This is a genomic window from Bacillus cereus group sp. Bc031, assembly GCF_027716265.1.
Taxonomy (GTDB): domain Bacteria; phylum Bacillota; class Bacilli; order Bacillales; family Bacillaceae_G; genus Bacillus_A; species Bacillus_A paranthracis.
This window is the reverse complement of the sequence record NZ_JAQFUL010000083.1, coordinates 1-21,923: the sequence shown is the minus strand read 5'-3', so window position 1 is coordinate 21,923 and position 21,923 is coordinate 1. Positions and strand designations below refer to the sequence as shown.

The following is a 21,923-nucleotide window of genomic DNA, read 5'->3' as shown; positions in this document are numbered from 1 at the left end:
TTTTCTCTCATTATACAAGAAAGACCCTATAGAATAGACTTTTTTTTAAGTGTCTATTCTATAGGGTACATTTTAAACAGGGTCAATTCCTTTTTATATTTTCAAAATCATCTTCTGAAATGACTGTAAATCCATGTCTTTTGAATAAAGCAGTTGTTACCCCGTAACCAGTTTGTTTATTCCCGTTAAATTCTCCTGTATAAATTGTGGAACTACCACAAGAGGGACTGCGTTCTTTTAAAATAATATATTCTGGGCGCAAATCTTTCATTTGTTCTAATGCTTTATAAGCACCATTTACAAAAGCTTCCGTGACATCTTCACCGTCTTTTGTCATCACTTTCGCTTTTCCATCCAAAACGTCATCGCCATTCCCGCCAATAATTTCAGCTGAGGGACGAGGCGTTGGCAATCCTCCTAATACTTCGGGGCAAATGAGGAGTGTCTCTTCTTGTTGCAGCAAATCCCCTATTTTTGAAACGAGATTGTCATTTCCATCATACCGACAAGCGATACCACCTAAACAAGCGCTAATTACGATCATATTTTCATCTCCACTAAAAAAATATTAAATAGCACGCCAAATCCCCTTCCTGCCTCTTACTTATAAATGAGGTGATAAAAATGGGAAGCTTATATAACTTAATGAAACCATATAGTGAATTTCGAAGTAAAGAAGAGTTTAATACATATCAAAAACAAGTTTTGAAATGCTACCGATTTCAATTGAATAAAACAGATGCTACCATTATTCATTTTTTAGGAAAGTATGCAGTGAATGAGAAACAGAAAACAGTGGGGGTTGCTTGTCCGTTAATGGAGACGATTGCGACGAATGTTGGAAAAAGTATTCGTACAGTACGCCGCTCCATTGCAAAGTTAGAGGAACTAGGAATTATAAAGCGTGTTGCAACGAAAGAAAGACATAAACGCGGCGGGTATAGTGCGAATTTATATGTATTTCTTATATCTGCAATTGACCGCATGGATGACCGTATGAAATTGTCCGCATGTGAAAGTGAGAATGATGTAGCTGGCTGTAGTGGAATGGGGCAAAAATATGAGGGGGAAACAATTCTTTCTAAAAACATTCCACAAATAAAAGAGAATAGAAAAGGAACGTACGAGCTTGATGAGACGTATTGCCGTCATGATATACCGAAGCCTTTTATATATGCACTTCTGCCGATGACGAGTAATCCGAAGAAGATTAATATATTTTGGAGTAAGGTGGAGCTTGCTTATAAAAAGAGCGGATTATTAGAGCAAGGTGTTTTACTGGAGCAAATATTAGCTGATGAAGAAGTGTATGGAAATTTCATTTGGCGCGTAAAAAGTGTTGTGAGAGCGTATAAATACGGAGAAATCCGTAAAAATGTGAAGGCTCTTTTATATAGTACAGTGCGAGATTTATTTTTAGAGGTTGGATTAGAATGGGGAGCAGCTGTGAGAAGAAGTAAAGGGATACCGTTATTTGATCCGTTTAAAAAGGAGCCATGCGTAAATGCATGACTCCAAGTAGTTAATCAAACTTTCTTACAACTGGAACACGAATCGCTACAAATAGTACGAAGACGATAACGGCGATTGCACCACTTTTCATAACGGTTACGATTGGAATTCCTATTGCAAGCGCGATTGATGTGAATGCATAAGAGAGCGGGATAAAGCCCATTGATGATAGCATAAGCAAACTCATTACACGTCCCATCATTTCTTCTTTTACTGTCGATTGAATCATCGCCATAAGCGGAACGATAGCCATTGCGATTGTAATACCGTAAAACATGCCAGCTAATAGTGCTTGCCATAGTACAGTGCTAAAGTTGATGGATAAGAAGAAGACACCAGACAGTAGCATCATGATAATGCAAAATAGACCGCGTCTACGATTAATATTTTTTAAACCGACAATGACTGCGCCTATTGCCATTCCGCCTCCTACAGATGCTTCTAAGTAACTGAATTGAAGCGAGTCACCGTGTAGAACATTTTTAATGAAAAGCGGGAAACCGACTTGCATCGGACCGATTAAAAATAAGTTTAGAAAGGCGCTACAAATAAGGAAAGTTGAAAGGAATGGAGATTCCTTTACATATAAAATTCCTTCTTTAATAGAAGTGAACATGCTTTTGCCTGTATTTTGCTGCTCTGGCATCGTAAATTGTATTTTTTGAACGAGTATGGCTGCGACAATGAGTAATAAAATTGTAATCGAGAAAATCGTTTCATAGTTCGTAAATTTAATAAGAATGCCGCCAAGTACAGGGCCTAAGATGACCGATGCTTGGTTTGTCATTTGTGTAAGTGAGTTTGCTTGTGTTAAACGGTTTTTTTCTACAAGTTCAGGCAAGATAGATCCATCAGCCGACCAGAAAAAAGCATCAGCAAGTCCAAAGAATAAAGCGAATAAAGCAAATGTATATAGTGTTACATCACCTACGATGAACCATGTAAGGATAGTTGCGACGAGAATAGCACGAACAATATTAGAATAAAACATAATGTTTTTTTTCGGGAATTTATCAGCTACAGCGCCGCCGATAATCATAAAAATAAGCCTTGGAACACTAAGAGCTACGAAAACAACACCGAGTGATGCTTCAAGGTTTAATGTTTTTGCTATGTACCACGTTTGTGAAAAAGTAAAAAAGGCTAAAGCGAAACTTGAAAAAAGAGTAGCTGCCCAAAGAAAAAGGAAATTCGTATTTTTTAATAACGGTTTTCCGCTTCCTTCTAAAGCAGATTTATTTTGTTGTAGTTCCTCCATATTGCTTCCTTTCTATGCGACAAATTTAAACTAAAAAACTTGTTAACAATCACTTTATCCCGCGTTAACGGGCAGTAAACTCCCACCTCAAAATTTGGCTCGAGCAAAGAAGTTAGGTGGGAGACTAACTGCCCGTAAACGTCCGATTGGTGAGGGCTAATACTCAGTGGTGGGGGATGAATACCCCCCCCACCACTGAGTATAGTTTCACTTTATACAGTTTCTAATATTTCTATACTGCACTTTCTCATTGTAGACAATTATGTTGGATTTGCACAGTGGCTATTTAACGACAAAAAAGAAGATACCATTTGGTATCTTCTTTTTTGTCGTTTAGGCTAATGCAATATAAATATCCAATTGTGCGTTGTTTGGATCTGTTGCTTTTTCATCGTATAGCTCGAAGTCTATTGTGAAAGCACGTTTATTTTCTTTTGACCATTTCCAAATATAGTCCCAAGCCTCGCAAACGACTTCAGCAACCGGTCCCTTTCTCGTTGTAAATACCGCATACGTAGCGGCAGGTATTGTTAAAGTTGTCATATTTGCAGGAACGTCTTCTAATGAAGAAACAGGCATGCCAATTGTGTATTTATATGTACCCGTTTCATCTGATTCGTAATTTGAGTAGAAAGCGAATGTTTCTTTCGTTTGTTGATTTGGAATGTGGTGCATGATTTGTTCTTGGAAGTACCGGTTCCAAAGCCCGGGAATTTTCCCTTCAGTAGATGCCTCTTTTTCGTTGGTCGTCGTAATCGAAATGCCGATTGCTTGGAAAGCTTCTTTTTTTACGATAGTAGGTTCTTTCATTTTTAAATATCCCCCTTATTGAATAGAACGTTTGTTCTTATTTATTGTAACATATTTTGGAAGGGAACGATAGCGTAATAAAAAAGAACTCCTTCGCATAAAAGGAGTTCTTTTCATTTCTATATTAAAACATACTAGAGCTATGCATCGGTTGAAGTTTTGCGTTTGGATCGAAGTAAGCTTTCGCATTGTTTACTGCAGTTGGTGCTTCACCGAAGCCGCAAGCAATGAGTTTTACTTTTCCTTCATATGTACAAATGTCACCAGCAGCGTAAATACCAGGAATATTTGTTTCCATTTTCGAGTTCACGAGAATGCTGTTTTTTTGTATATCTAAGCCCCAGTTTTTAATTGGGCCAAGAGAAGAAACGAAGCCGTAGTTTACGATTACATCATCAACATCGATGATAATTTTTTCTTCCGTTTTTACATGCTGAAGAACGACTTGTTCAATTTTGTCATCACCAATGAGTTCTACTGGAACGTATGGTGTGCTTACTTCTGCACGAGAGTTCATTAAGCTTTCTACGCTATGTTCATGCGCGCGGAATTTATCACGGCGATGAACGATTGTAACTTTGTCAGCGATCGGCTCTAACATCATTGTCCAGTCAACAGCTGAATCGCCGCCGCCAAATACTACGACGCGCTTACCAGCAAATTTATTCATATCATCAACGAAATAATGTAAGTTTTTCTTTTCATACTTTGCTGTTCCTTCTAATTCTAAGCGGCGTGGTTGGAAAGCACCATTGCCAGCAGTAATAATAACTGATTTAGAATAGTGAGTTTGCTTATTCGTAACAAGTTTAAATATACCGTCAGCTTGTTTCTCAAGCGTATCAACAGCTTCTTCTAAACAAACGGTTGGATCAAATTTCTTCATTTGCTCTTTTAAGTTATCAACTAATTCTTGTGCGCGCACTTTCGGGAATCCGGCTACATCATAAATGTATTTTTCAGGATAGAGCGCGGATAATTGTCCTCCAAGCTGAGGTAAGCTTTCAATAATTTTTACACTTGCTTGTCTCATACCACCATAAAATGCTGTGAATAGTCCTGTTGGCCCACCACCAATAATTGTTATGTCGTAAACTTTTTGATTTTCTGCCACTTTCATTCCCCCTATAGATGGAATTTTGATATTGATTTCATATATTGTTCATATGTACACGAAAATCCTGCAAATGATGATACTTTCAAATAAATGATAGCATATTTGAGTGCATAATACTTCTGAAAACGACTGAATTGTGTGTAAGTTTTCGCATAGATGTTTTTTACATTGTATAAAATATACAGAAAGGAAAATACATGAAAAAAAGGCTGAAAAACCCTTGAAAACGCTATGTTATTTTAAAATATTGATAATTCTCCAGACGCTTGAATTCTGGAATAAAACCGACTAATATAGGGAAGTATTATGTTAAATTTCTATGACAAAATTCGTACGATTTTTTGACTGCGTTTTGTTATGATATAGAATGTGATAAATTCCACATTCTTGACAAATAGAGTTTTTAGTACTTGGTATTATTTTTCATTACTATTATATAAAGAAAAGGGTTGTGATTTGGTGAAGACTCCAAAAATCGTAGTTTTAGGTGCAGGTTATGGCGGGATGATTACGACTGTTCGTCTGCAAAAAGCATTATCTGTAAATGAAGCTGAAATTACGTTAGTAAACAACAACAGCTATCACTACCAAGCGACTTGGTTACACGAGAGCGCAGCTGGTACATTACAAGATGAAAAAATCTGTCTAGATATTCAAGACGTTATTGATACAAATAAAGTGAACTTTGTACAAGATACAGTAGTAGAAATTAAAGCAGCTGAAAAACGCATTATCTTAAAAGACGGCGAGTTAGAATATGACTACTTAGTAATCGGTCTTGGTTTCGAATCAGAAACATTCGGAATTACAGGATTAAAAGAGCATGCATTCTCAATCGCTAACATTAATGCAACTCGTCAAATTCGTGAGCATATGGAAGCTAGCTTCGCTAAATATGCAGACGAAAAGCGCGATGAGTTAGTAACAATCGTTGTTGGTGGTGCTGGATTTACTGGTATCGAGTACGTAGGTGAGCTTGCAAACCGTGTTCCTGAACTTTGCAAACAGTACAATGTACCACGTGAAAAAGCACGTATTATCTGTGTAGAAGCTGCTCCAACAGCACTTCCAGGTTTCGATCCAGCATTAGTAGAATACGCTGTGAAACAACTTGAGAAAAAAGGTGTAGAATTCCGCATCGGTACAGCAATTAAAGAAGCAACTGAAGAAGGTATTATCGTTGCAAACGGTGATGATACTGAATTAATTAAGTCTGAAACGGTAGTTTGGGCTGCAGGTGTTCGTGGTAACGGTATTGTGGAAGAGTCTGGCTTTGAAGCAATGCGCGGACGTGTAAAAGTTGATGAGTACATGCACGCTCCAGGATACGAAGATGTATTCATGGTTGGTGACGCAGCGTTAATCATTAACGAAGAAATTAACCGTCCATACCCACCAACAGCACAAATCGCAATTCAACAAGGTTACAACATTGCGCACAACTTAACTGTGTTAGTTCGTGGTAAAGGCGAAATGAAGAAATTCGTATTCGACAATAAAGGATCTGTATGTTCTTTAGGTCATGACGATGCAATGGGCGTTGTTATGGGCAAAAAGTTAACAGGTTGGAAAGCTTCCTTCATGAAGAAAGTGATTGATAACCGTTACCTATTCTTATTAGGTGGACCTTTATTAGTTCTTAAAAAAGGTAAATTAAAATTCTTTTAATATATAGTAGAAAAAGCAGAAACGGCTAAGAGCTGTTTCTGCTTTTTTCATTTAAAAAATATAGTATAATATATAAAAAGAAAGAATATTCTGTCCGTTCTAATAGAGGAGGGTATGACATCATGGAGAAGCGAGGAAAAGTATGGTTAGCTGTCAGTGGCCTAGTAGCTACAAAAGATGGCAGGTGGTTATTCGTTAAGAAGAAATACAGTGGGTTAAAGGGGAAATGGTCTTTACCGGCTGGTTTTGTAAATGAAGGTGAGACCGTTGATGAAGCTGTGAAACGTGAAGTGTTAGAAGAGACAGGTATTGTCGCTCATGTGAAGGGGATCATTGGTGTTAGATCCGGCGTAATTCGCAATGAGATTAGTGATAATATGATTATTTTCCTTTTGGAGCCTGAAGGGGAAGAGATTATTGTACAGGAGAAGGAATTGTCTGAAGTAGCGTTTCTACATCCAGATACGATTGCGGACGATCCAAATACGTCTGTACTTATTACATATTTGTTAGAAAGACAATCAGAATTACATCTTGAAATGGACAAAACATTAAATCCAGGAGAGCAGTTTGGTTATACAGCCTATCACGTATTTACGGCACATACGAAGGAGAGGGAGAAAGAGTGAGTATACCGGTATTACTTATTTCAATGATGTTATTTTTCATTTTGTTTTTTGGAATTGGATTTTTACTCAACATGATATTGCGAGCGACATGGGTAATGGTTATTGTATATCCGATTGTTTGTATGCTTATTATTAATAAGGCGAGTATGTGGGATTATTTTTCAAAGCCAAAAGAAACATTCTCTTCATTTGGGACAAGTGTATCGCATTTAGGACAAGCAGATGTGTTTATTTTATCTACTGGATTGATTGGTGCTGCTTTAGCGGGAATCGTTATTAAGAAACTTCGGAAAAGCGGATATCAAATGTTTTAATCTCCAATGCAATTGGAGATTATTTTTTTGCATATTCTTTCATCGTATAGGGAATGATTAACGATGAAGGAGTGTGGCATATAAAAATGTTAAAACGATATTGTATTCGCATTATGATGACTTGTTTACTTGCAATTGCATTATGCGTAACATGGAATGCTTTCACAGGAGTTTCTTTATTAGAGATTGTAAAGAAATATGAGGGAACGAGTGCAAAAGAAGTACATGCAGCAGAAGTTAAGAGAAATGTTGCTCCGAGTAAAGAAGTGATAAATGCTTTAGAGCAGGCAAACGACTGGTCTAAATATCGTTCAATTGAAATGACTGCAACAGGTTATACGTCGGGAATTGAGTCAACTGGTAAGAGGCCGGGACATCCGGAGTATGGTATTACATATTCAGGTGTTAAGGCGAAACGGGATTTATATTCCACAATTGCAGCAGACTTACGCGTATTCCCAATTGGAACAATCTTATTCGTACCAGGTTATGGGTATGGTGTAGTAGCTGATAAGGGCGGTGCAATAAAAGGAAACCGTCTTGATTTGTACTATGATACAGTGAAAGATGTTTATAGCCAATGGGGTAAGAAAAAAGTAAATGTATATGTAGTTAAGATAGGAAATGGTAAGTTTTCAGAAGAAGAGTTAACGATGTTAAACCAAGATGAGACGATGCAAGTGTTTCGTGGTCAATATTTAAAACAAAGGTAGTCTAGTGGTAAGTACGCTAGACTTTTTTTATTTTATATAGGGTATAACAGAAGTTAGAATTGTCGCATTTTATCGAAAATAAAGTTATAATAAAGATAGAGTAGAGAAATTTAGGGGGTCTGAACATGTTTTACGTACAAAAAGAATTAGCAAGCCATGAAGCGGTGATTGTTGCCTTATTTGAAGAAGAGCAAACGAGTAGTTTTGTACAAGAACTGGACAAAGCGTTTGAAGGACAATTACAAGTTTTATTAGAAGAGAAAGAACTTTCTACGAAGAAGAAAGCTATTTCAAAAGTACATAGTTTAGGAAAAACAGATGTGAAACGTTATTATTTCGTTGGTTTAGGTAAGAAAGAATCTTATACGACAGAAACATTACGTTCGGCTCTTGGTAAGACGTTTAAAACACTGCAAGCAGCAAAAGTACAAGATGCAGCAATCTTACTTGATTCTTTCGTAACAGAGAAATTAGACGCGATTGATGTCGCTCATATTGCGGCAGAAGTACAAGGCCTTGGTACATATGAGTTACAAACGTATAAATCAGATAAAAAGGATCGTGTAGAGTTAGAGAAGTTTACGGCTATTACAGCGGAAGATGCACAGGAAATTGAAGCGGCATTAACAGTTGGCTACGTACATGGACGTGCAACAAATTCAGCTCGTACACTTGTAAATATGCCGCCAAACGTATTAACAGCGACGAAGCTTGCTGAGTATGCTGTTGAGTTAGCGGAGAAGTATGATATGGATTATAAAGTTCTTGAGAAAGAAGAGATGGAAGAGCTTGGTATGGGTGCGTTACTTGCAGTAAACCAAGGTAGTGTAGAGCCACCAAAAATGATCGCTCTTATTTATAAAGGAAAAGAAGAGTGGACAGATGTTATTGGATTCGTTGGAAAAGGAATCACATATGATACAGGTGGTTATTCTTTAAAACCACGTGAAGGTATGGTCGGTATGAAAGGTGATATGGGCGGTGCAGCTGCTGTATTAGGTGCGATGGAAATTATCGGTGAACTTCGCCCAGAGCAAAATGTGATCGCTGTTATTCCATCAACGGATAACGTTGTAAGTGGTACCGCATTTAAGCCAGACGATGTAATCACATCTATGAGCGGAAAAACAATTGAAGTATTAAATACAGATGCAGAAGGTCGCTTAGCATTAGCTGACGGTATTACGTATGCGAAAAAATTAGGTGCAAACTATTTAATTGATGTTGCGACATTAACAGGTGGTGTAATTGTTGCACTTGGAAATCATACGACAGGTGCAATGACAAACAATGAAGAGTTGTTTGAGCAAGTGCTAGAAGCATCTATGGAAACAGATGAATCAATTTGGCAATTACCGATTTTTGATCGTGATAAAGAACGCGTGAGAAACAGTAAGTTTGCTGATTTAAATAACTCACCAGGCCGCGAAGGACATGCGGTTATGGCAGGTACATTTCTAGGTGAATTCGCTGAAGATACACCTTGGGTACACTTAGACATCGCTGGAACATCTGAATCATCAGGAGCGCATGATTTAGGTCCAGCTGGAGCAACAGGTGCAATGGTACGTACACTTGCAACGCTTGTTGAACGTTTCGGCGAAGAATAAGATCGTAAGAGAGGGCTGTTCCTACATTTTGGAACAGCCTTTTTTATTGATATATGTGGTGTTACGGCCGGTGTAATTTCACTTTATAAAGAAATCGTATATAACGTTCCGTTTAAAGCAAAGGAAGTGCGGCCCGTTTCTTCAGAGACAACTAAAATAAGGGCATCGCTTTTTTCTGATAAGCCAATTGCAGCTCTGTGACGTGTTCCTAGTTCAGGATCAACTTCTGTGCTTTTCGTGAGCGGAAGAATATTGGCAGCTGAGACAATATGATTATTTTTAACGAGAACGGCTCCATCATGAAGAGGGTTACCTGGATAAAATATTGATTCGAGTAATGGTGCGGTTAAATGAGCGTTTAATGTCGTTCCAGTTTGAATGAAAGCTTCAAGCGTCTCGTTTCGTTCCACAACGATAAGAGCGCCATGTTTTCGGGCGCTTAAATGTTGGATAGCTGTCGTAATAAAAGATGAACTTTCCGTATAAGGTGATAAATATGCTTGAATATAGTATGTAGCTGCCAATGTTTGTACATTTGCTAACATATGATGAATATCTTCCATTTTGCATAAAATACATTCGTCTTCTTTATCGATTGCGCTCCTCATAATCGATAGTTCTTTTTCAGCAATTTCAATCATTTGCTTTGTTTGTATTTTGAGCTCTTCTGACAAGCCCCATTCGCGCATAATCCTCATTCCCTTTAGTGGAGTATTTAACAATAGTGTATACAAATATTCCTAGTAAAATCCTGCTAGATTTTATAAAATATTGAGATACAGCATGTTTTTTTCATATAATAAAGGTATGACGAGCGAGAGGAGAGAGAAGAATGAATTGGAAACAAGAATTTAATCGCTGGCTTTCTTACGCACAATTAGATGCAGAATTAAAAGAACAGCTAGAAAATATGAAGCAAGATGAGAAGAAAATCGAGGATAGCTTTTATAAAAATCTAGAGTTTGGCACAGGTGGTATGCGTGGTGAACTTGGTGCTGGTACGAACCGTTTAAACGTATATACAGTTCGTAAAGCGACAAAAGGATTAGCAAGCTTTATCGAAAAGTTAGGTGAGGAAGCGAAAAAACGCGGTGTTGTTGTAGCATATGATTCTCGTCATAAGTCACCTGAGTTCGCAATGGAAGTTGCTGCTACACTAGGTGCACACGGCATTACAACATATGTGTTTGAAAGCTTACGTCCAACGCCAGTGCTTTCTTTCGCAGTTCGTCATTTACATACAGTGAGTGGAATCGTTCTTACTGCAAGTCATAATCCGCCTGAATATAACGGTTATAAAGTATACGGTGAAGATGGTGGACAGTTGCCTCCGAAAGAAGCTGATGAATTAATTAGCTACGTAAACGCAGTAGAAGACGAGTTAACAGTTGAGGTTGCTAATGTGGAGCAATTAAAAGCTGACGGTTTATTACATATTATTGGACAAGAAGTCGATGATGCATATGCTGCAGAATTGAACAATGTCATTATTAATAAAGAAATGGTGGAAAAGGCCGGCAAAGATTTAAAAATCGTCTTCACACCACTACACGGAACATCAAATATTTCTGTACGCCGTGGTTTAAAAGAAGTTGGATTTACAGATGTAACAGTTGTAAAAGAGCAAGAGTTACCAGATCCGAACTTCTCTACAGTAAAATCACCGAACCCAGAAGAGCATGCAGCATTTGAATATGCAATTCGTGAAGGTGAGAAGGTAGGAGCGGATGTGTTAATCGCAACGGATCCTGACGCAGATCGCCTTGGTGTAGCAGTTCGTAATCACGATGGTGAGTTCCAAGTATTAACTGGTAACCAAACAGGTGCATTAATGCTTGATTACTTATTATCTCAAAAGAAAGAAAACGGAACGCTACCAGAGAACGGTGTCGTATTAAAAACAATCGTAACGTCTGAAATTGGTCGTACAATCGCGAAAGCATACGGTTTAGATACAGTTGATACGTTAACTGGATTTAAATTTATCGGTGAGAAAATTAGACAGTATGAAGAAAGCGGACAATATGAATTCCAATTCGGTTATGAGGAAAGCTATGGTTATTTAATCCGCCCATTCTGCCGTGATAAAGATGCAGTACAATCTGTTCTATTTGCATGTGAAGTAGCTGCGTACTACAAATCACAAGGTAAAACGTTATACGATGGTCTATTAGAAGTGTTTGAGAAGTACGGTTTCTTCCGTGAAGATCTTGTATCGTTAACGCTAAAAGGAAAAGATGGAGCGGAAAAAATCCAAGAGATGATGGCAACATTCCGTGAAAATCCTCCGAAAGAAGTAGTGGGCTTAACAGTCGTGGCAGTTGAAGACTATAAAGCAAGCATCGTTACATCTTTACAAGATGGACATAAAGAAGAGATTCACTTACCGAAATCAAATGTGTTAAAATATCAATTAGAGGATGGTTCATGGTTCTGCCTACGTCCATCTGGAACTGAACCGAAGATTAAGTTCTACTTTGGTGTAAAAGATAGTTCTTTACAAAATAGTGAACAAAAGTTACTTACTATTAAAGAAGATATTATGAATCGTTTATAATATAAAGTAATTTTAAGTAGTAAGGAACAAAAGGGAGCGAAATCTCCCTTTTGTTTTATGTAGGAAATGATTGCTATTGATTCCGACAGGAGAGAGGGTATTTTGTGATGAAAAAAGTAAGAAAAGCGATAATCCCAGCAGCTGGATTAGGAACACGTTTTTTACCAGCAACGAAAGCGATGCCGAAAGAAATGTTACCGATTGTTGATAAACCAACTATCCAATACATTGTAGAAGAAGCAGTAAAATCAGGAATCGAAGATATTATTATCGTTACTGGTAAAACGAAGCGTTCTATTGAAGATCATTTTGATAATGCATTTGAGTTAGAGCAAAACTTATTAGAAAAGAAAAAGTATGAGTTACTTGAAAAAGTACAGGCTTCTTCAAAAATGGTAGACATTCACTACATTCGTCAAAAAGAACCAAAAGGATTAGGTCACGCTGTTTGGTGTGCGCGTAAATTCATTGGTGATGAGCCATTCGCTGTTTTATTAGGTGATGATATCGTTCAAGCTGAAAAACCATGTTTACGTCAATTAATTGAAGAATATGATAAAACGCTTTCTTCTGTTATTGGCGTACAAACGGTTCCAGAAAATGAAACACACCGTTACGGAATTATCGATCCGTTAGAGCAGGAAGGACGTCGTTACCAAGTTCGCAATTTCGTTGAGAAACCAGCAGCAGGTACAGCACCTTCAAACTTAGCAATTATGGGACGTTACGTTTTAACACCTGAAATCTTCATGTTCTTAGATCAGCAACATGTTGGTGCTGGTGGCGAAATTCAGTTAACAGATGCAATCCAAAGCTTAAATGAAATTCAACGTGTATTTGCTTACGATTTCGAAGGAAAGCGCTACGATGTAGGTGAAAAGCTAGGATTCGTTCAAACAACAATCGAAATGGCACTGCAACACCCAGAATTACGTGATGACATGGTTGCAATGATGAAGAAAATTTTAGAAGAACAAGCGAATCAAGAGTCTTAATAAAAAAAGAGTTATTTCAGCAAGCTGAAATAACTCTTTTTTTATTAAGAAATCGTCGAATGAGAATGCTGATAAGCAGAACGACGCACAGCATAGTATATGCGAGGTGCGATAATAGCACCGATAATTGTAAATGCAATATCTTTTACTGCAAACCACATCATAATCATCCAAGCAGCTTTATAGCTCATATTACCGCCCATAAAGAGATTGACTGCCCCGTACATGTAAGTAGTACCGATAATATAAGTTAAAATGATTCCTGTGAAAGAGGCAGTTGCAAATGTACGAAATGTTGGTTTTTCCTTTTGTTCTACGAGTTTTCCTGATACGTAAGCAACGATAATAAATGCGATAATAAAGCCACCAGTAGGATCTAAAAGTGCTCCAAATCCAGCTTTGAAGTTAGCGAAGATTGGTGCACCTGCTACTCCAACTAGCATGTAAACAGTCATTGATAATGCACCAAGTCTACTTCCAAGAAGAAGCCCTGCTAAAATTGCGAAAAATGGTTGCATAGATAATGGGATGCCCGCTACTTGCAGGAATGGTGCCCAAGATACAATATTTGCACCAATGGCCATAAGAGCGACGAACATGGCGGCTAATGCTAAATCTAAAACATGAAATCTCCTCATAATGTTAACCTCCTGTTGTTTTTAAGTTAACATTATCGTAGCGAAACTATTTACTTGTTGTCAATTAAAATATTTTGATAAGAAGGCTTCAAATACTCTCTTAGCAACGTATATGGAATACGAAATTGTGGAATGCCGCTTGAATAAGGCGCAATTTCATATAAAGGGAAATAAATGACGAGATTGTTCGGTCCTAAAAAGAAGTGAAACTTTTTCGTGCTCATGACTTTTTCAGTTGCATCAGGAAAATAAATACTTTCATTTTGTTTAATTTGTCTTACAATTTCAGCACGAATTACGTCTTTATATTTATCTTCTTGTTGAAATAAATCGTCTAAGTGTAGTAACTTTTTTTCTTTTAAATCAAATGTGTTAGCCTTCCACGTATAAAGACCGTGTGCTCCGCCTGTATATTGATAGTAATTCAAATATAGGCTGAGCAAAGGTGATTTATTTAAGGAGACTTTATAATCAACATTCGCCACGTACGGATGAAATGGTGTACTAGATCCTTCTGTTTCTTTATAATATTTTTTTGCGTCTTTTTCTAATTTTGTTTTAAATTTTTCAGTAGATTTTTTGTAATAGAAATTTAGCTTATTTTGAAACTTAGAATCGGAAAAGTTATGAAACGAAGGCCTATTGATTTGATATTCTATATAAGGTTTCTTACCTTTTTGCGTGACAGTCTGAACATCGATTGTCAGGTTGGATGCTTTGGCTGCTAGTGCACAATTTGGTACAATAGTCAGCAAGGAGAACATAAGCGATAGTATAAAAAATTTCTGTTTCATTTAGGTGAAACCTCCTTATATAAGTGTTATACGTAGTTTGAAAGTAAATAGGTAAAATTATACATTTAATTAAAGTGAGAGAAGGGGGAAACGATATGGCAAAAACTTTAATGGATTCGCTTGGAATTGAGTTGTTAGAGATGACAGAAGATAAGGTAGTTGCTACGATGCCTGTTGATGAACGTACACATCAGCCGTTTGGTTTTTTACATGGTGGTGCATCTCTTGCGTTGGCGGAAACAGTAGCAAGCGTCGGTTCATACAATTTAATTGATCAAGAGAAATGTATTTGCTTCGGTCTAGAAATTAATGCAAACCATATTCGCTCAAAGAAAGATGGAATTGTAACAGCAATCGGAACACCGATACATAGAGGAAACTCAACGATGGTTTGGGATGTACGTATCATTGATGAGAATGACGATTTATTATGTATTTCAAGATGTACAGTAGCAATTAAAGAAAAACGTGAAAAGTAAAAAAAGAGGCTGCTCTAATGAGCAGCCTCTTTTTCTTATAATTAGAACTGGATTTTCTTCTCTAAGAAACCTTTTAGTTCGCTAATTGGCATACGCACTTGTTCCATTGTGTCACGGTCACGTACTGTAACAGCTTTGTCTTCAACTGAGTCGAAGTCATAAGTGATACAGAATGGTGTACCGATTTCGTCTTGACGACGGTAACGTTTACCGATAGAACCAGTTTCGTCAAAGTCTACCATGAAGTCTTTAGCTAGTTCTGCAAATACTTCAGTAGCACCTTCAGATAGCTTTTTAGATAATGGTAAGATCGCTGCTTTGTATGGTGCTAAAGCAGGGTGGAAACGAAGAACTGTACGAGAATCGTTTTCTAATTGCTCTTCTTCATATGCATCACATAAGAACGCTAATGTTACGCGGTCAGCACCTAAAGATGGCTCGATGCAGTACGGTACGTAACGCTCATTCGTTTGTGGATCAATATAGTTAAAGTCTTCGTTAGAGTGTTCCATGTGACGTTTTAAATCGAAGTCTGTACGAGATGCAACGCCCCATAGTTCGCCCCAACCGAATGGGAATTTGAATTCAATGTCAGTTGTTGCGTTACTGTAGTGAGATAATTCCTCTTCACCGTGGTCACGAAGACGCATGCTTTCTTCAGTCATACCAAGTGAAAGTAACCAGTTCTTACAAGTTTCACGCCAGAATGCGAACCACTCTAAATCTTCACCAGGCTTACAGAAGAATTCAAGTTCCATTTGTTCGAATTCACGTGTACGGAATGTGAAGTTACCAGGCGTGATTTCGTTACGGAAGCTCTTACCGATTTGGCCAATACCAAATGGAAGTTTTTTACGCATAGAGCGTTGTACGTTTTTGAAGTTTACGAAAATACCTTGTGCTGTTTCTGGACGAAGGAAGATTTCGTTTGTGCTAGACTCTGTAACACCTTGGAATGTTTTGAACATTAAGTTGAACTGACGGATTTCAGTGAATTCTTCACTACCGCAATCAGGACATTTTACTTCATGTTCTTTCATTAAGTCAGCCATTTGGTCGAAAGTAAGACCATCAACAACCATTTCGATGCCTTTTGCATCTAATGCATCTTCAATTAATTTGTCTGCACGGTGACGCGCTTTACATTTTTTACAGTCGATCATTGGATCGTTGAAGTTACCAACGTGACCAGAAGCGATCCAAGTTTTTGGGTTCATTAAAATAGCAGCGTCTAAACCAACGTTGTATGGAGATTCTTGAATGAATTTTTTCCACCAAGCTTTTTTAACGTTATTTTTTAATTCGATTCCAAGTGGACCGTAATCCCAAGTGTTTGCAAGACCACCGTAAATTTCAGAACCAGGGAAAACAAAACCGCGATGTTTCGCTAAGTTTACTACTTGTTCCATTGAATACATAATAAAATCCTCCTTTTGAAAGTTAACGTATTGGCGATGACGTGCTCAGGTAACTTGTGAAACGAGCAGTATATGCTTTGAAAAACATAAAAAAACGCTCATCCCAAGGCTTAATTGCCTAGGGACGAGCGTTTGCCCGCGGTTCCACCCTAGTTGATACACAAAAGGTGCATCCACTTTATCACGTATTGCTCGAGACTGCCGTTTCCTTGCGGCTTCAGGCTTTCACTATCCCTGAATCGCTTTTTGTGCAAGTACTTATAAGTCCGTCATCGCTACTTATATTAATAATAATGAACATATTCTAACACGTTCTTTTTTAAATCTCAATAGAGGAACGCGTCTATCTATGATAGAGTCTCGCCTATTTTTTCGTTATTTATTCCGTAATTTTGTTTAATGTGCTTAATTGCTTCACGCCTGCTGAGTGGAGCAAGCTCGTTATTTTGCACGTATTCCCAAACGACATCGGGCTTTGTTTTTGCATATTCACGAAGGACCCATCCAATCGCTTTTTGAATGAAAAATTCTTTTGAAGAATGTAGTTGTCCAATAACCCAAAAAAGAAGTTCTTCATCCATCTTTTGTTTATATTTTAGCTGGAATAAAATAGCGGCGCGTTGTAACCATATGTTATCTGATGCAATCCATTTTGGAATATAGGCAGAAATCAATCCGGGATGTTGTAAAAAAATATTGCCTAAAAATGTAGGGACGATGCTATCGACAGTGTCCCACCAAGATTTTGTTACAATAAGTTCTTCTAAGAAGGGAATATGCGTTTCGTTTATATGCTTTTTATATTTTTGCATTATATCGAGTGCGGCTGCCTGAAATTCTCGTTCTGGTAAATCCCAAAGCTCACGTACGATAATTTGGAAGTCTTTTGGATCTGGGAGAGTATGTATTTGGATGACGTCTTTTAATAATTGTCTTCTTTCAGGTGTTTGAATACCGAGAAATGGGAAGTGATTTTTCATATAACGTGCCATCGGTTCTGCTTTTTCCGGATTTTTGTGAGCTATGAAATGCTCTTGTAATGTTTTTACAAATGGATGCATCGGTTGTTCTCCTCTCTTATTATGTTACTCCTATTATTATACAGAGAGTTTGGTTGAATTTTAAAACATAACTTGCAATGCAATGAAATATGTTGAGAGTAGAGAGGAGAGGATAAGATGGAAGATCAAGGCTTACTAGCAGGTTTCTTTGCTCTTAGTTTTGCGTTTATTCTTGTTATATTGATTTGGGCAGTTATTGCGTATTTGTTAAAGGCTTTTGCACTGTATACGATGGCGAAAAATGACGGTGCAACGGATGGAGTTCTAGCATTTATTCCTTTTTAAAATAGTAAAATATGGGGTGATTTAGCGAAAGATAAATTACCCGATTTCTTGAAAGAAGAAGCAGGATGGAAAGTATTCGGCATATATGTCGCATGTTTCATTTTTAATTTCGTACCAATTTTATATTTAATAGCAACAGCTGTATCTATTGTGTTGTCTATTTATCTTATCTACGCTATTTTAGACAGATATGGAACGAACTCTATATTATTTACGATTATTCATGTCATCACATTTTCAGTGTTCTTGCCGATTCACTTGTTTATCATTCGAAATGAGCCGGTGAGGTATAATGAGTAAGTTTAATTTAAATATGTGTAATGAAAAAAGCGCCCTGGTTATCAGAGCGCTTTTTGTGCTACATAAGGTAGCGTACATAAATATAAATATGAGAAATGATTAATGAAACGATCATAATTGGGAAACCGACTTTTAAGAAGTCCATGTAGCTAAATTTATGTCCTTCGCGGCTTGCGATACCTGCGACAATTACGTTAGCAGAAGCGCCGATTAATGTTCCGTTTCCGCCCAGACAAGCACCTAATGCTAATGCCCACCATAATACGTCGATTTGTGCGTCAGCAGGTGATAAACCTAATCCGACAGCCATATCGTTAATAAGAGGAATCATTGTTGCAACGAATGGAATGTTATCAATTGTTGCAGAGGCGATACCAGATACCCATAAAATAAGGATAGATGCGTAAGAAATATCTCCGCCTGTTATGCCAATTACTTTTTGAGCTAACATTTTAATAAGACCGATATCGATAAGTCCTCCAACGAGTACGAATAGTCCTGCGAAGAAGAAGATTGTTACCCATTCTACACTTGCGAATACTTCTTCGATTTCATGTTCTTTCACACCGATTAACATAAGTACAGTAGCACCAGTTAAAGCGATGATAGCTGCATCAACGTGGAAAATGGAATGAGTCATGAAACCTACAATTGTAAGTCCAAGTACTGTTAAAGATTTTTTCATTAATACTGGATCTTTAATATATTGCTTTTCATCTAAACTCATTAATTTTTTAACTTGTACAGGATCAGCGATTAATTGTTTGCGGTACATGAAGTAAAGTATTGTCGCTGTCACACCAATGATAATAATTACGATTGGCGCTAAGTTTAGTAAGAAAGCATTGAAATCTAAATGCTTATTGGCAGAACCAATCATAATGTTAGGTGGATCACCAATTAATGTTGCTGTTCCCCCAATGTTTGAAAAAATAATTTCAGAAAGTAAATAAGGGACAGGATTTACTTGCAGTATGCGCGTAATAGATAAAGTAACTGGAACAACAAGAAGTACAGTTGTAACGTTATCTAAAAACGCGGAACCAAGCGCAGTAAGTAAGGAAAGGGAAATTAAAATTTTAATTGGATTTCCTTGCGCTCCTTTTGCCGCTTTAATGGCAACGTATTGGAAGACACCCGATTTACTCGTAATGTTCACCAAAATCATCATACCGATGAGTAGTGTAATCGTCCCCCATTCAATATGTTTCGTAAAGGCGTTGTGTAAATCAACGACCCCCATAATTACCATGAGTGCTGCGCCAAGAAGTGCGATGACAGCGCGATTAATTTTTTCAGAAATAATAATGGCATATGTAATTAAAAAGACTGCGATAGCAAAATAATACTGCCAGTTTGCGAGCTCTTGCGTTGTTTCGTGCAAAACTCTCATCTCCTTTCATTCACTTTTCTTAGTGTGTCAAAAATTAACTAGATGAAACACACATAACGTCATTATAAAGTAGAAAAATGTCGGATGTAAATGAAAGGGTTTATTTTGTTATATTTTCTGCAAAGGTTACTTTTTCTTATTTTTAAAAATATTTGCGGGCATTTGACATATATATAAGATACATCCAATCTGAATATTTAAAATGGAATTAGCATTCGAGCTTGTTCGTGTAGGAGTGTCAAATAGAAAGGAATGACAAAGATGATAAGGAAGGGATCGTATGAATGAACAACAATTTTTATTTTTGGATTTTGAGTTTACGATGCCCCAGCACAGAAAAAAACCAAAAGGATTTTTCCCGGAGATTATTGAGGTAGGACTCGTTTCGGTTGTTGGCTGTAAGGTAGAAGATACGTATTCAGCTCATGTTAGGCCGAAGACTTTTCCATCTTTAACGGATCGATGTAAGAAATTTTTAGGGATTAAACAAGAAGTCGTAGATAAAGGAATTTCGTTTCCAGAACTCGTTGAAAAACTTGCAGAATATGAAAAGAGATGTAAACCGACCATTGTTACGTGGGGAAATATGGATATGAAAGTGTTGAAGCATAATTGTGAAAAAGCGGGAGTAGATTTTCCGTTCCTAGGACAGTGTCGTGATTTATCACTTGAGTATAAGAAGTTTTTTGGTGAGAGAAATCAAACAGGACTGTGGAAAGCAATTGAGGCGTATGGAAAAGTAGGGACGGGGAAGCATCATTGTGCGCTAGATGATGCGATGACGACGTATAATATTTTTAAGTTAGTAGAAAAAGATAAAGAGTATTTAGTGAAACCAGCACCTCCAACATTAGGGGAACTCGTTGATTTTTCAAAAGTGTTAAAGAAAGTGAGTACACAGTAACGACCAAATTGCACAGTATGTAATTTGGTCGTTTTGTTTTTTAAAGTTTGTAGTCTTTTTTTAACTGCTCTAATGTTTCTAGACTACGAACCGCAAAAGGTGAATCATCTTCAGAAAATGAATTCATTTGAGTTTCTAATGCTAATTTGAGTGAATCTGTGTAATCTGGAATTTCTCCTTCATATTTCTTCACCATTTGCTCTGGAATGTTCGTCTGTTCACGAAAAGCTAAAGCACGTCTTTCGTGGAAAAATGGTACGTCAGCTTGTTTTACGTTATGTAAGTCACCTTGCACCGGATGTTTTAAAACAGCTAATACTTTTACGACGTAACTGCCAGGGCGGCTATTTGTAACCTCGCCAATGTATTTTCCCGTTTTATAAATACCAGTAACGATTTCGCCAATTTCAAATGTTTCTCTCATATTTTTCACCTCAAGTTTATAGTAAGGAAAGTAGGAGAAGGAGTCAAAGAAATCATTCGCTTTCGGAACGCCCCTTGAGAATATGAATAGGTTCAACTATAATTTAAATGTATATAACAGAAAATTCTGATGCTTTTCGAATCCTATAATTAAGGAGTGTTCGTTATGATGCCTTTATACTTTCCGGAAGATAAAACAGAATATATTATTCCAGGGATTGTTTGTGTTCTATTTATTATCGGTGCGATTGCTACATGGCGTATGTTCGTTCGTGTATCAAAACGAGAAGCAGATCGATTACAGAAAGTTGAAGAAAAGCTGTTAGCTGAAAAGAAACAGTAACTCATTTTTGTATGTTTCCCTCTATGCTCGGACAATCTAAGGGCAGAATGTATTTTGGAGGGAATAAAATGAAAAAACGGCTTTTTTTCAGTTGTTGTTTACTATTTCTGATGGCAGGTTGTGACCAAGGAAAGCCGAAAGAAATTGACGTGAAATTACATAATGCTTCAGGTGATGAAGTGGGGACTGCAAAAGTAACTCAGCAAACAAGCGGAGTGAAAATTACGATTAAAGGGGAAGGTTTCGCACCTGGCCCGCACGGACTACATGTACACGAAATTGGAGAGTGTAAAGCACCTCGTTTTGAATCAGCTGGAAATCATTTTAATCCAGATGATAAAAAGCATGGACTACTCAATCCGAAGGGTGCAGAAAACGGTGATTTACCGAACGTAATTGCAGATGGTTCTGGAAAGATTAAAGCAGAAATTGATGCGCCGCATATAACGCTTGAAGAAGGAAAAACGACGATTCATAGAAAAGATGGAGCGTCTATTATTATTACAGAAAACGCTGATGATGGCATGACACAACCGACAGGTAAATCAGGTGATCGAATTGCTTGTGGTGTTATTGTAAAAAAAGCGTCGGATATGAAGAAAAAGTAAAAGCTACCGTGCGCGGTCATAGCCATCAAGTTAAGAAAATGAATAAAATTTAACTAAATGGGTCATCCTTCCATGCATACCGCATGGAAGGATG

At 37.4% G+C, this 21,923-nt stretch carries 23 protein-coding genes and 1 pseudogene; 13 read left to right on the top strand and 11 right to left on the bottom strand.

Going from position 1 to position 21,923, the window contains the following annotated elements; genetic code table 11:
* Positions 1-82 precede the first annotated feature (82 nt).
* On the bottom strand, positions 83-544 hold the full coding sequence (locus PDQ33_RS23460; RefSeq protein ID WP_000635515.1) for a DUF523 domain-containing protein: 462 nt from the start codon (positions 542-544) through the stop codon (positions 83-85).
* Between the two features lie 80 nt (positions 545-624).
* On the opposite strand from PDQ33_RS23460, the gene PDQ33_RS23455 reads away from it, so the two are divergent.
* Positions 625-1,512, top strand: coding sequence for a helix-turn-helix domain-containing protein (locus tag PDQ33_RS23455; RefSeq protein WP_061131741.1), 888 nt, complete (start codon positions 625-627; stop codon positions 1,510-1,512).
* Positions 1,513-1,522: 10 nt separating this feature from the next.
* On the opposite strand, the gene PDQ33_RS23450 is transcribed toward PDQ33_RS23455, so the two are convergent.
* The 3 genes from PDQ33_RS23450 to PDQ33_RS23435 all read right to left on the bottom strand — a co-directional run bounded on the left by PDQ33_RS23450 (position 1,523) and on the right by PDQ33_RS23435 (position 4,694).
* Positions 1,523-2,770: an MFS transporter gene (locus PDQ33_RS23450; RefSeq protein ID WP_074543976.1), complete on the bottom strand. Its 1,248-nt coding sequence runs from the start codon at positions 2,768-2,770 to the stop codon at positions 1,523-1,525.
* 333 nt (positions 2,771-3,103) lie between these two features.
* Positions 3,104-3,580 (bottom strand): GyrI-like domain-containing protein, encoded by a 477-nt coding sequence (locus tag PDQ33_RS23440; RefSeq protein ID WP_061131739.1) that lies wholly within the window; start codon positions 3,578-3,580, stop codon positions 3,104-3,106.
* A gap of 124 nt (positions 3,581-3,704) precedes the next feature.
* Positions 3,705-4,694: an NAD(P)/FAD-dependent oxidoreductase gene (locus tag PDQ33_RS23435; RefSeq protein WP_000829779.1), complete on the bottom strand. Its 990-nt coding sequence runs from the start codon at positions 4,692-4,694 to the stop codon at positions 3,705-3,707.
* Positions 4,695-5,156: 462 nt separating this feature from the next.
* Here PDQ33_RS23435 and PDQ33_RS23430 point away from each other — a divergent pair, with 462 nt between their 5' ends.
* From PDQ33_RS23430 to pepA, 5 genes are all read left to right on the top strand, one after another.
* On the top strand, positions 5,157-6,365 hold the full coding sequence (locus PDQ33_RS23430) for an NAD(P)/FAD-dependent oxidoreductase (RefSeq protein WP_000856615.1): 1,209 nt from the start codon (positions 5,157-5,159) through the stop codon (positions 6,363-6,365).
* Positions 6,366-6,487: 122 nt separating this feature from the next.
* Positions 6,488-6,994 carry an NUDIX hydrolase gene (locus PDQ33_RS23425; RefSeq protein WP_000415311.1) on the top strand — a complete coding sequence of 169 codons (507 nt, stop codon included), beginning with the start codon at positions 6,488-6,490 and terminating at the stop codon, positions 6,992-6,994.
* On the top strand, positions 6,991-7,308 hold the full coding sequence (locus PDQ33_RS23420) for a YuiB family protein (protein WP_000027014.1): 318 nt from the start codon (positions 6,991-6,993) through the stop codon (positions 7,306-7,308). Before PDQ33_RS23425 ends, PDQ33_RS23420 begins: the two co-directional genes overlap by 4 nt.
* A gap of 86 nt (positions 7,309-7,394) precedes the next feature.
* Positions 7,395-8,021, top strand: coding sequence for a 3D domain-containing protein (locus PDQ33_RS23415; RefSeq protein WP_000920101.1), 627 nt, complete (start codon positions 7,395-7,397; stop codon positions 8,019-8,021).
* Between the two features lie 125 nt (positions 8,022-8,146).
* A complete protein-coding gene (gene pepA / locus PDQ33_RS23410) occupies positions 8,147-9,631 on the top strand; it encodes a cytosol aminopeptidase (protein ID WP_061131738.1) in 1,485 nt (494 codons plus the stop codon).
* 83 nt (positions 9,632-9,714) lie between these two features.
* On the opposite strand, the gene cdaS is transcribed toward pepA, so the two are convergent.
* Positions 9,715-10,320 (bottom strand): sporulation-specific diadenylate cyclase CdaS, encoded by a 606-nt coding sequence (cdaS, locus tag PDQ33_RS23405; RefSeq protein ID WP_001209528.1) that lies wholly within the window; start codon positions 10,318-10,320, stop codon positions 9,715-9,717.
* Between the two features lie 143 nt (positions 10,321-10,463).
* Between cdaS and PDQ33_RS23400 the strand changes: the two genes are divergently transcribed.
* Together PDQ33_RS23400 and galU are read left to right on the top strand one after the other, a co-directional pair.
* The gene (locus PDQ33_RS23400) at positions 10,464-12,188 is read left to right on the top strand and encodes a phospho-sugar mutase (RefSeq protein WP_270756699.1); all 1,725 of its coding nucleotides are present in this window, start codon (positions 10,464-10,466) and stop codon (positions 12,186-12,188) included.
* 107 nt (positions 12,189-12,295) lie between these two features.
* Positions 12,296-13,183 (top strand): UTP--glucose-1-phosphate uridylyltransferase GalU, encoded by an 888-nt coding sequence (gene galU, locus PDQ33_RS23395; RefSeq protein ID WP_061131951.1) that lies wholly within the window; start codon positions 12,296-12,298, stop codon positions 13,181-13,183.
* Between the two features lie 44 nt (positions 13,184-13,227).
* Here the strand turns inward: galU and PDQ33_RS23390 are convergent, their stop codons facing one another.
* Together PDQ33_RS23390 and PDQ33_RS23385 are read right to left on the bottom strand one after the other, a co-directional pair.
* Positions 13,228-13,821, bottom strand: a complete 594-nt coding sequence (locus tag PDQ33_RS23390) for a biotin transporter BioY (RefSeq protein WP_001252157.1) — start codon at positions 13,819-13,821, stop codon at positions 13,228-13,230.
* A 50-nt stretch (positions 13,822-13,871) separates the two neighbouring features.
* The gene (locus tag PDQ33_RS23385; protein WP_061131736.1) at positions 13,872-14,615 is read right to left on the bottom strand and encodes a DUF3298 and DUF4163 domain-containing protein; all 744 of its coding nucleotides are present in this window, start codon (positions 14,613-14,615) and stop codon (positions 13,872-13,874) included.
* Positions 14,616-14,710: 95 nt separating this feature from the next.
* On the opposite strand from PDQ33_RS23385, the gene PDQ33_RS23380 reads away from it, so the two are divergent.
* Entirely contained in the window at positions 14,711-15,094 is a 384-nt protein-coding gene (locus PDQ33_RS23380) for a hotdog fold thioesterase (RefSeq protein ID WP_001140608.1), read from the top strand.
* Between the two features lie 41 nt (positions 15,095-15,135).
* Here the strand turns inward: PDQ33_RS23380 and PDQ33_RS23375 are convergent, their stop codons facing one another.
* Together PDQ33_RS23375 and PDQ33_RS23370 are read right to left on the bottom strand one after the other, a co-directional pair.
* Positions 15,136-16,512: a glycine--tRNA ligase gene (locus tag PDQ33_RS23375; RefSeq protein WP_000287154.1), complete on the bottom strand. Its 1,377-nt coding sequence runs from the start codon at positions 16,510-16,512 to the stop codon at positions 15,136-15,138.
* A gap of 347 nt (positions 16,513-16,859) precedes the next feature.
* Entirely contained in the window at positions 16,860-17,573 is a 714-nt protein-coding gene (locus PDQ33_RS23370; RefSeq protein ID WP_061131735.1) for a DNA alkylation repair protein, read from the bottom strand.
* Positions 17,574-17,690: 117 nt separating this feature from the next.
* On the opposite strand from PDQ33_RS23370, the pseudogene PDQ33_RS23365 reads away from it, so the two are divergent.
* Positions 17,691-18,158, top strand: a pseudogene (locus PDQ33_RS23365) (hypothetical protein).
* Between the two features lie 58 nt (positions 18,159-18,216).
* Here the strand turns inward: PDQ33_RS23365 and PDQ33_RS23360 are convergent.
* On the bottom strand, positions 18,217-19,542 hold the full coding sequence (locus PDQ33_RS23360) for an ArsB/NhaD family transporter (protein ID WP_000545225.1): 1,326 nt from the start codon (positions 19,540-19,542) through the stop codon (positions 18,217-18,219).
* 289 nt (positions 19,543-19,831) lie between these two features.
* Here PDQ33_RS23360 and kapD point away from each other — a divergent pair, with 289 nt between their 5' ends.
* Positions 19,832-20,455, top strand: coding sequence for a 3'-5' exonuclease KapD (gene kapD, locus PDQ33_RS23355; RefSeq protein ID WP_061131734.1), 624 nt, complete (start codon positions 19,832-19,834; stop codon positions 20,453-20,455).
* 40 nt (positions 20,456-20,495) lie between these two features.
* Here the strand turns inward: kapD and PDQ33_RS23350 are convergent, their stop codons facing one another.
* Positions 20,496-20,879: a kinase-associated lipoprotein B gene (locus tag PDQ33_RS23350; RefSeq protein WP_001209341.1), complete on the bottom strand. Its 384-nt coding sequence runs from the start codon at positions 20,877-20,879 to the stop codon at positions 20,496-20,498.
* A 165-nt stretch (positions 20,880-21,044) separates the two neighbouring features.
* Between PDQ33_RS23350 and PDQ33_RS23345 the strand changes: the two genes are divergently transcribed.
* The gene (locus tag PDQ33_RS23345; protein WP_000982758.1) at positions 21,045-21,221 is read left to right on the top strand and encodes a hypothetical protein; all 177 of its coding nucleotides are present in this window, start codon (positions 21,045-21,047) and stop codon (positions 21,219-21,221) included.
* A 68-nt stretch (positions 21,222-21,289) separates the two neighbouring features.
* Positions 21,290-21,829, top strand: a complete 540-nt coding sequence (gene sodC / locus PDQ33_RS23340) for a superoxide dismutase [Cu-Zn] (protein WP_000746504.1) — start codon at positions 21,290-21,292, stop codon at positions 21,827-21,829.
* Positions 21,830-21,923: the final 94 nt, after the last annotated feature.

What these genes read in the sequence shown, in the direction of transcription:
- PDQ33_RS23370 (WP_061131735.1), bottom strand. Translation starts at nt 17,573, where the DNA reads ATGCATCCATTTGTAAAAACATTACAAGAGCATTTCATAGCTCACAAA.
- PDQ33_RS23385 (WP_061131736.1), bottom strand. Translation starts at nt 14,615, where the DNA reads ATGAAACAGAAATTTTTTATACTATCGCTTATGTTCTCCTTGCTGACT.
- PDQ33_RS23375 (WP_000287154.1), bottom strand. Translation starts at nt 16,512, where the DNA reads ATGTATTCAATGGAACAAGTAGTAAACTTAGCGAAACATCGCGGTTTT.
- pepA (WP_061131738.1), top strand. Translation starts at nt 8,147, where the DNA reads ATGTTTTACGTACAAAAAGAATTAGCAAGCCATGAAGCGGTGATTGTT.
- PDQ33_RS23455 (WP_061131741.1), top strand. Translation starts at nt 625, where the DNA reads ATGGGAAGCTTATATAACTTAATGAAACCATATAGTGAATTTCGAAGT.
- cdaS (WP_001209528.1), bottom strand. Translation starts at nt 10,320, where the DNA reads ATGCGCGAATGGGGCTTGTCAGAAGAGCTCAAAATACAAACAAAGCAA.
- PDQ33_RS23425 (WP_000415311.1), top strand. Translation starts at nt 6,488, where the DNA reads ATGGAGAAGCGAGGAAAAGTATGGTTAGCTGTCAGTGGCCTAGTAGCT.
- PDQ33_RS23460 (WP_000635515.1), bottom strand. Translation starts at nt 544, where the DNA reads ATGATCGTAATTAGCGCTTGTTTAGGTGGTATCGCTTGTCGGTATGAT.
- sodC (WP_000746504.1), top strand. Translation starts at nt 21,290, where the DNA reads ATGAAAAAACGGCTTTTTTTCAGTTGTTGTTTACTATTTCTGATGGCA.
- PDQ33_RS23380 (WP_001140608.1), top strand. Translation starts at nt 14,711, where the DNA reads ATGGCAAAAACTTTAATGGATTCGCTTGGAATTGAGTTGTTAGAGATG.
- PDQ33_RS23390 (WP_001252157.1), bottom strand. Translation starts at nt 13,821, where the DNA reads ATGAGGAGATTTCATGTTTTAGATTTAGCATTAGCCGCCATGTTCGTC.
- PDQ33_RS23345 (WP_000982758.1), top strand. Translation starts at nt 21,045, where the DNA reads ATGATGCCTTTATACTTTCCGGAAGATAAAACAGAATATATTATTCCA.
- galU (WP_061131951.1), top strand. Translation starts at nt 12,296, where the DNA reads ATGAAAAAAGTAAGAAAAGCGATAATCCCAGCAGCTGGATTAGGAACA.
- PDQ33_RS23350 (WP_001209341.1), bottom strand. Translation starts at nt 20,879, where the DNA reads ATGAGAGAAACATTTGAAATTGGCGAAATCGTTACTGGTATTTATAAA.
- kapD (WP_061131734.1), top strand. Translation starts at nt 19,832, where the DNA reads ATGAATGAACAACAATTTTTATTTTTGGATTTTGAGTTTACGATGCCC.
- PDQ33_RS23450 (WP_074543976.1), bottom strand. Translation starts at nt 2,770, where the DNA reads ATGGAGGAACTACAACAAAATAAATCTGCTTTAGAAGGAAGCGGAAAA.
- PDQ33_RS23440 (WP_061131739.1), bottom strand. Translation starts at nt 3,580, where the DNA reads ATGAAAGAACCTACTATCGTAAAAAAAGAAGCTTTCCAAGCAATCGGC.
- PDQ33_RS23415 (WP_000920101.1), top strand. Translation starts at nt 7,395, where the DNA reads ATGTTAAAACGATATTGTATTCGCATTATGATGACTTGTTTACTTGCA.
- PDQ33_RS23400 (WP_270756699.1), top strand. Translation starts at nt 10,464, where the DNA reads ATGAATTGGAAACAAGAATTTAATCGCTGGCTTTCTTACGCACAATTA.